At 73.6% G+C, this 7,575-nt stretch carries 5 protein-coding genes; 3 read left to right on the top strand and 2 right to left on the bottom strand.

The annotated features are described in order from the left end of the window. The first annotated feature begins 279 nt into the window (after window positions 1-279). Window positions 280-2,109, top strand: a complete 1,830-nt coding sequence (locus ACIPLC_RS16960) for a glycoside hydrolase family 15 protein (RefSeq protein ID WP_400473761.1) — start codon at window positions 280-282, stop codon at window positions 2,107-2,109. A gap of 63 nt (window positions 2,110-2,172) precedes the next feature. Here ACIPLC_RS16960 and ACIPLC_RS16955 read toward each other — a convergent pair whose 3' ends face one another. Together ACIPLC_RS16955 and ACIPLC_RS16950 are read right to left on the bottom strand one after the other, a co-directional pair. Next, window positions 2,173-2,814: a hypothetical protein gene (locus ACIPLC_RS16955; RefSeq protein ID WP_400473760.1), complete on the bottom strand. Its 642-nt coding sequence runs from the start codon at window positions 2,812-2,814 to the stop codon at window positions 2,173-2,175. Further along, entirely contained in the window at window positions 2,814-3,056 is a 243-nt protein-coding gene (locus tag ACIPLC_RS16950; RefSeq protein ID WP_400473759.1) for a helix-turn-helix transcriptional regulator, read from the bottom strand. Before ACIPLC_RS16950 ends, ACIPLC_RS16955 begins: the two co-directional genes overlap by 1 nt. A gap of 320 nt (window positions 3,057-3,376) precedes the next feature. On the opposite strand from ACIPLC_RS16950, the gene ACIPLC_RS16945 reads away from it, so the two are divergent. Together ACIPLC_RS16945 and ACIPLC_RS16940 are read left to right on the top strand one after the other, a co-directional pair. Further along, the gene (locus ACIPLC_RS16945; protein ID WP_400473758.1) at window positions 3,377-4,198 is read left to right on the top strand and encodes a phytanoyl-CoA dioxygenase family protein; all 822 of its coding nucleotides are present in this window, start codon (window positions 3,377-3,379) and stop codon (window positions 4,196-4,198) included. After that, window positions 4,195-7,566, top strand: a complete 3,372-nt coding sequence (locus ACIPLC_RS16940) for an amino acid adenylation domain-containing protein (RefSeq protein WP_400473757.1) — start codon at window positions 4,195-4,197, stop codon at window positions 7,564-7,566. Before ACIPLC_RS16945 ends, ACIPLC_RS16940 begins: the two co-directional genes overlap by 4 nt. The last annotated feature ends 9 nt before the right edge of the window (window positions 7,567-7,575 follow it).

Below are 7,575 nucleotides of genomic sequence, written 5' to 3'. Positions count from 1 at the left end.
ACCCCCCCCCCCTGGCCCTTCTCCGCCCCGGCCGGCCCCGGGGGGGGGGGCGCGTGGGGGGGGGGGCGCGCCCCCCCCCCCCCCGGGGGGGGCCCCCCCCCGCCCCCCCGGGGGGGGGGGCCCCACGCCCATGAGGGAACCGGCCTCGTCACGGAACCCGCAGCGGCCTGCGCCCGTGAGGCCCGGCTGGTCGCGGTCCGGCCCCCGTGTCGACGGCGATCTACCATGGGGAGGAAGGTTTCATCTCCAGACCCGCGCCGCAGCGGCGGGGAGGTCGGCATGGCGTTCGACACGACGGGTTTCGAGCAGGCGGAGAGCAGCCGGTACCTACCGATCTCCGAACACGGCCTGATCGGCGATCTCCGGACGACCGCCCTGGTCGGCACGAACGGCACCATCGACTGGTACTGCTGTCCGCGCTTCGACGCGCCCAGCGTGTTCGGGGCCATCCTCGACGCGGACCGGGGCGGGGCGTTCGAGCTGGCCGCGGACGTCCCGACCCGCAGCCGGCAGTTCTACTTCCCCGACACGAACGTGCTGATCACGCGGTTCTTCGCCGCGGACGGCGTGGCGGAGATCCAGGACTTCATGCCCGTGGCCGACGAATCGCCCGAGGTGGCCCGGCACCGGCTGATCCGCCGGCTGATCTGCGTCCGGGGGATCCTCCCGTTCCGGGCGCGGATCGCCCCGCGCTTCGGCTACGGCGCCGAAGCGCACACCGTGTCCGTCGAAGGCCACGTCGCGGTGTTCCGCTCCCCGTCGCTGACGCTCGCGCTGACCGCCACCGCGCCGCTGGAGACCGACGGACTGGACGTGTGGTCGCACTTCAAGCTCCTGGAGGGCGACTCCGTCGTGTTCGCCCTCGACCAGATCGGCGACGACGTCCCGGCCCGGTCGTGTCCGCGTGCCGAGGCGGAGGAGCAGTTCGAGGCGACCGTCCGGTTCTGGCGCCGCTGGCTGGCCGGGTCGCGCTACCACGGGCGGTGGAGGGAGATGGTGCACCGCTCCGCACTGGTGCTCAAGCTGCTCACCTACGCGCCGACCGGCGCGATCGTCGCCGCACCGACCACCAGTCTGCCCGAGCAGGTCGGCGGCGAGCGCAACTGGGACTACCGGTACATGTGGGTCCGCGACGCCGCCTTCTGCGTCTACGCCATGCTGCGCCTCGGGTTCACCTCGGAGGCCGAGGCGTTCATGGGGTTCCTCTTCGAGCGGATGCGCGAGACCGCTGCGACCGGTCCGTTGCAGATCATGTACGGCATCGACGGGCGCACCGAACTGCCCGAGTACGAGCTGCCGCACCTGGAGGGCCACCTGGGCTCCGCGCCGGTCCGGGTCGGCAACGCCGCCACCGGCCAACTCCAGCTGGACATCTACGGCGCCATGATCGACTCCATCTACCTGTACGACAAGTGGGGTCAGCCGATCAGCAGCGACGGCTGGGAGGACGTCGGCATGGTGGCGGACTGGCTCTGCGACCACTGGGACCAGCCCGACGAGGGGATCTGGGAGACCCGCGCGGGCCGCAGGAACTACGTGTACTCGCGGCTGATGTGCTGGGTCGCGCTGGAGCGGGCGATCCGGATGGCCAACCGCCGCGGCCTGCCGGCCGACCTGCCCCGCTGGCGGGAGTCCCGGGACGCGATCTACCACCAGATCATGCGGCGCGGCTGGTCGACCGAGCGGGGGGCGTTCGTCCAGTCCCTGGACGACGGCGAACTGGACGCCTCGCTGCTGATGATGCCGATGGCCAAGTTCATCTCGCCCACCGACCCCAAGTGGCTCTCCACCCTGGACGCGCTCACCGCGGACCTGGTCTCCGACTCGCTGGTGCACCGCTACAACCCGCTCACCAGCCCGGACGGCCTGCGCGGCTCGGAGGGCACCTTCTCGATCTGTTCGTTCTGGTACGTGGAGGCACTGGCCCGCGCGGGCCGGCTGGAGGAGGCCCGGCTCGCCTTCGAGAAGATGCTCACCTACGGCAACCACCTCGGGCTGTTCGCCGAGGAGATCGGCCCGACCGGCGAACAACTCGGCAACTTCCCCCAGGCCTTCACCCATCTGTCGCTGATCAGCGCCGCCTTCAACCTCGACCGCGCACTGGGCTGACGCGCCCCGACGGCCGCCGCCCGGGGGCGCCGCCGCTGACCGCGCGGTGGCGCCGCCGGGGCCTCAACCGCCCGGCGTGGGCGGGGCGAAGGTGGGGTCGAGGGCGGCCCGCAGCAGCCGCAGGTAGCTGTCGCGGGGTATCTCGGTGCCGCCCAACTTCCGGGTGAAGGCGTGGAGTTCCTGTACGTCGACGAGCATGCAGCCGCGGCGTTCCATCAGCTCCGCCATGGCGGCGATCGCCGCGTGCCCGGCGTTGGGCGCGGAGTGGAAGGTGGTCTCCATGGAGAGCCACCGCCCGATGCCCATCCCGATGACGCCACCGACCAGCCTGCCGTCCAGCCACACCTCGGCGGAGTGGGCGGCGCCGACCCGGTGCAACTCCCGGTAGAGCGCGGACATCGCGGAGTCGATCCAGGTGCCCTCGCCCGGTTTGCGGCCCACCGCGCAGGAGTCGAGCACCTCGCCGAAGGCGGTGTCCCAGCGCAGTTCGAAGCCGCTGGTCTCGACCGCCCGGCGGGCCCGGCGCAGGTAGCGGGTCCAGGTGGTGCCCCGGACGTCGATGATGCACCGGGCTTCGGGGTTCTCCCAGGTGAGGGGCGCCTGCGGCTTCCGGGTGTCGCCGCCGGCGTACCAGCCGTTCGCGTAGTAGGCCAGCGCCTCGGCCGCGCTGACGGGAGCGCCGCCCGCGGTCTGCCCGCCGCCCATCACGCGACCGCCTTGCTGAGCCGGCCGCTGCCTGCCGGGCCGTTCACCCGCAGGCTCAGCCGGACCAGGTCGGCGTGGGTCCCGGCGGGCGCCTTGGCCCGGATTCGACGGAGATAAGTGTTGACCGTGTGGACGCTGATTCCGAGGCGGCGGGCGGTCTGCTCGTAGGTGCATCCGCTCGCTATCTGGTGCAGCACCTCTCGCTCGCGTGGCGAGAAATCAATCACGTAATCCAGGCTCATGCCGACCCGACCCCCGTCTGAACTATCGACCATTGCGCGGCGACGGGCGTCGGCCGCATGGCCCCACCCGTCACCGAGCAGTCAGGCTACCACCGGGTTTTTCCGGGCCACAGGCTTGACGAGCAGGTCGGAGAGCATCCGGAGAGTATCGCCAGATCCTGTCAACCACAGGCCTCGGCGGCTCGCACCACAGACCGGTGAACATGTCAAGTCACCAGTTGCGGTGACTCGCCCGAGGCCCGGGGCTGAGTGAGGGTGGCGGTCGAATGCCTCGGACATCGGCCCGGCCGCGGTCCCACCGGAGAGGACTGATCGACGACATGCTGACCGAAGAACAAATCCGGCTATTCGGCCAGGACGGGTTCATCCTGATTCCTGACTTCTTCGATCCCGCGGAGCTGGCGGCGCTCCGCGGCGGCCTTTCCGAGGTATTCGCCGAACCCGGCCCCCACCGCGTGCTGGAGGCCGGCACCGGGGTGGTGCGCGGGGTGCACGGCGTGCACACGACCCACCCGCTGTTCGGCGCGCTGACCCGGCTGCCCCGGCTGGTGGAGCCGGCCCGGCAATTGCTGGACGACGAGGTCTACGTCCACCAGTTCAAGATCAATGCCAAGCAGGCCCTGGTCGGCGAGGTCTGGGAATGGCACCAGGACTACCGCTTCTGGCGCGACGAGGACGGGATGCCCGCGCCGAACGCGCTGAGCGCGGCCGTCTTCCTGGACCGGGTCGACGAGTTCAACGGCCCGCTCATGCTCGTCCCCGGCTCGCACCTGGACGGCGTGTACGAGACCACCGTGCAGGAGGACGCGGACTGGAGCCGGACGCTTTCCGCGAAGATGAAGTACTCCCTGACCGCCGAGACCCTCGGCCGGGCCACCCGCGAGCGCGGCATCGTCGCGCCCAAGGGCGAGGCGGGCGGCGTCCTGCTGTTCCACGGCAACATCCTGCACGGCTCGGTGCCCAACATGTCGCCCAACAACCGCGCTCTGGTGCTGATCAGCTACAACGGCGTCCGCAACCGGCTGGTCGACGTGCCCGCACCCCGGCCGGAGTTCCTCGCCTCCCGCGACTTCACTCCGGTCACCACGGTCGCCGACGACGCCCTGCTCACCCTCCCGCGCGCCGCTGCGGGGCAGGCGTGACCGGCGACCGCGAGCGGCGGATCGAGGAACTGCTGGCGCAGCGTGGCCTGCGCGCCCCCGCCCCGGCCGGCCCCGGCGGCCCCGGCGGCCCGCACGGACGCACCGAGGGGCCGCTCTCCCCGGGCCAGCGGCGGCTGTGGCTGCTCGACCGCCTGCACCCGGGCAGCGCCGAGTACAACGTCCCGATGGCCTGGCGGATCGAGGGCGACCTCGACGAGGCCGCGCTGGTGGAGAGCGTGCGCGCACTGTGCCTGCGGCACTCCGCGCTGCGCACCCGGATCACGGTGGACGCCCAGGGCGAGCCCGGCCAGACCGTGCTCGCGGCGGCGCCCGCCGTCGAGATCGTGGACCACGGCGCGCTGCCCGACGCCGAGCGCGAGGCCGCCGTCGAGGCGGCGGTCCGGGCCGAGGCGGACGGGCCCCTCGACCTCGCCGGGGCACAGCCGCCGGTGCGGCTGCGCCTGCACCGGCACGGCGACCGGCGGTGGACGCTCACCCTGACCGTTCACCACATCCTGTTCGACGACTGGTCCTCCGGCGTGCTCCAGCACGACCTGGCCGCGCTCTACCGCCGAGCCACCGGTGGCGGCGGGGAGCTCGCGCCGCCGAGCGCGCAGTACCTCGACTGGGCGGTCCGACAGCACGAGCGGACCGAGGGCCGCGCCGAACAGCTCGCCCACTGGCGCGAACGGCTGGAGGGCGCGCCGACCACCGTGGACCTCCCCGCGCACCCCGGGCGGGAGTCCGGGCCCGGCCCGGCCCGGCAGCTCACCGTGCCGGCCGACCCGGCGGACCTGGCCCGGCTGGAGGAGCTCGGCCGCGCCGAGGGCTGCACGTCGGTCACCGTGCTGCTGGCGGCCTGGGCGGCCCTGCTGCACCGGGTCGGCGGGCAGGACGACCTGGTGATCGGCACGCCGTACGCCCAGCGCGGCCCGGCCTGGACGCACGAGCTGATCGGCTTCTTCCTCAACACCCTCGCGCTGCGTGCCGACCTCACCGGGACGCCGTCCTTCCGGGCCCTGCTCGGCCGGATGCGGACCGCCGTCACCGAGGCGTACGAACGGGCCGAGGTGCCCTTCGACGAGGTGGTGGAGGCGCTGCGGCCCAGCCGCTCGGGCAGCCGGCACCCGCTGTTCCAGGTCTGGTTCGCCGCCGACGAGGTCGGCGCCGCCGGGCTGGACCTGCCCGGGACGGTCTGCACCCCGCTGGAGGCCGACGGCGGCCGGGCCAAGTTCGACCTGGTCCTGTTCGCCGCCCGGCGGCCCGCCGGCACCGAGCTCGTCCTGGAATACGACAGCGTGCTGTTCGACCACGCGACGGTGGAGCAGCTCGGCCGGCAGCTGGCCCGGCTGGTCCGCGCGCTCGCCGACGCCCCGGACCGCCCGCTGTCCGACCACGAGCTGCTGGACCCCGCCGAGCGCGAGCTGGTCCTGCGGACCTGGAACGACACCGCCGCCGAGCTGGGCGCCGAGCCGCTGGCCCACCACTGGTTCGAGCGGCAGGCCGCCCGGACCCCGGACGCGATCGCGGTCGAGGCCGGGGACGAGCGGGTCTCCTACGGCGAACTCGACCGGCGGGCCGAGGCGGTGGCCCGGGCGCTGGCGGAGGCCGGGGCGGGCGCGGGCGGGTTCGTCGGCATCGCCGTGCGCCGATCGGTTGCGATGCTGGCCGCCGTCCTGGGCACCCTCAGGACCGGTGCGGCGTACGTGCCGCTGGACCTGAGCCACCCGCCGGAGCGGATCGCGCTGCTGCTGGAGGACACCGACCCGCCGGTCGTCCTGGTGGCCGAGGGGACGGCCGACCGGCTGCCCGCGACCGGGGCCCGGCTGATTGATGTCGGCGCGCTGCCCGCCGGGCCCGTGGCGGACGGCCCGGCCCGGCCGACGGCCCCCGCCGACCCGGAGTCGGTCGCGTACGTGACGTACACCTCCGGCTCCACCGGGCGCCCGAAGGGCATCCTGATGCCGCACCGGGCGGTCGGCAACCTGGTCGCCTGGCAGCTGGAGCGCTACCGGCTCCGGCAACCCGGCCACCGGACCCTGCAGTTCGCCTCGCTCAGCTTCGACGTCTCGTTCCAGGAGATCTTCTCCACCCTCGGCGCGGGCGGCACCCTGGTGCTGATCACCGAGGACGAGCGGCGCGACGTGCACGGCCTGGTCGACCTGCTGAACCGGCACCGGGTCCAGCGGCTGTTCATCCCGGCCGTGGCGCTCCAGCAGGTGGCCGAGGGTTACCGCCAGGGCGGCCGGCTGCCGCACACGCTGGAGACGGTGATCGCCGGGTCCGAGCAACTGGTGGTCACCGACGACCTGCGCCGGCTCTTCGCCGACCTGCCGAACGGGCGGCTGCACAACGAGTACGGGCCGTCCGAGACCCACGTCACCACCGCCCACCACCTGCCCGCCGACCCGGCCGAGTGGCCGGGTTGGGCGCCGATCGGGCGTCCGATCGCCAACTCCCGGGTGTACGTGCTCGACGCCGCGCGCCGACCGGTGCCGGTGGGCGCGCGCGGCGAGGTGTACATCGGCGGAGCGGGGCTCGCCCACGGCTACCTGGGACGGCCGGAGCTGACCGCCCTCGCCTTCGTGCCCGACCCGTTCTCCGACCGGCCCGGTGCCCGGCTCTACCGGACCGGCGACATCGCCCGCCACCTGCCCGAAGGCGAGCTGGAGTTCCTCGGCCGCGCGGACGGCCAGGTCAAGATCCGCGGCTTTCGGGTCGAGCTGGGCGAGGTCCAGGCCGGCTTGGACGCCCACCCGGCGGTGCGCTCGGCCTTCGTCAAGGTGGACGGGCAGGGCTCGGCGGAGCGCCGCCTGATCGCCTACGTCGTCCCGCAGGACGGGTCGGCGCCCGGACCGGCCGAGCTGCGGGACTTCCTCCGCCGCAGGCTGCCCGAGTACATGGTCCCGGCCGCGTTCGTCGCGCTCGACCGCTTCCCGCTCACCGTCAACGGCAAGGTGGACCAACGCCGCCTGCCAGCACCGGAGTTCACCACCGGAACGGGGCCCGGCGCCGAACCGAGGGACGCGCTGGAACGGGACCTGGCCGCCGAGCTCGCCGGACTGCTCGGCGCCGAACGGGTCGGCCGGGACGACGACTTCTTCCAACTCGGCGGCCACTCCCTGCTCGCCACCAAGCTGCTGTGGGCCGTCCAGGCCCGCCACCACGTCGAGTTCCCGCTCGCCGACTTCTACCGGCAGCCCACCGTCGCCGGGCTGGCCGAGCTGGTGCGCGGCGCCGACCCGGCCTCCCGGCCGGACGCCGGCGCCGCCGCCGACGAGGGCGCGGCCGAAACCGCCGCGGCCGAGCAGCGGGCGCGCCAACACCTCGACGACCTCTTCGACGACCTGCTGGGCCCGGCGCACTAGGTCCTGTCC

The organism is Kitasatospora sp. NPDC086801, from assembly GCF_044745805.1.
Taxonomy (GTDB): Bacteria; Actinomycetota; Actinomycetes; order Streptomycetales; family Streptomycetaceae; genus Kitasatospora.
The sequence above is the reverse complement of the archived record's forward strand: the minus strand, read 5'-3'. Positions and strand labels throughout refer to the sequence as shown.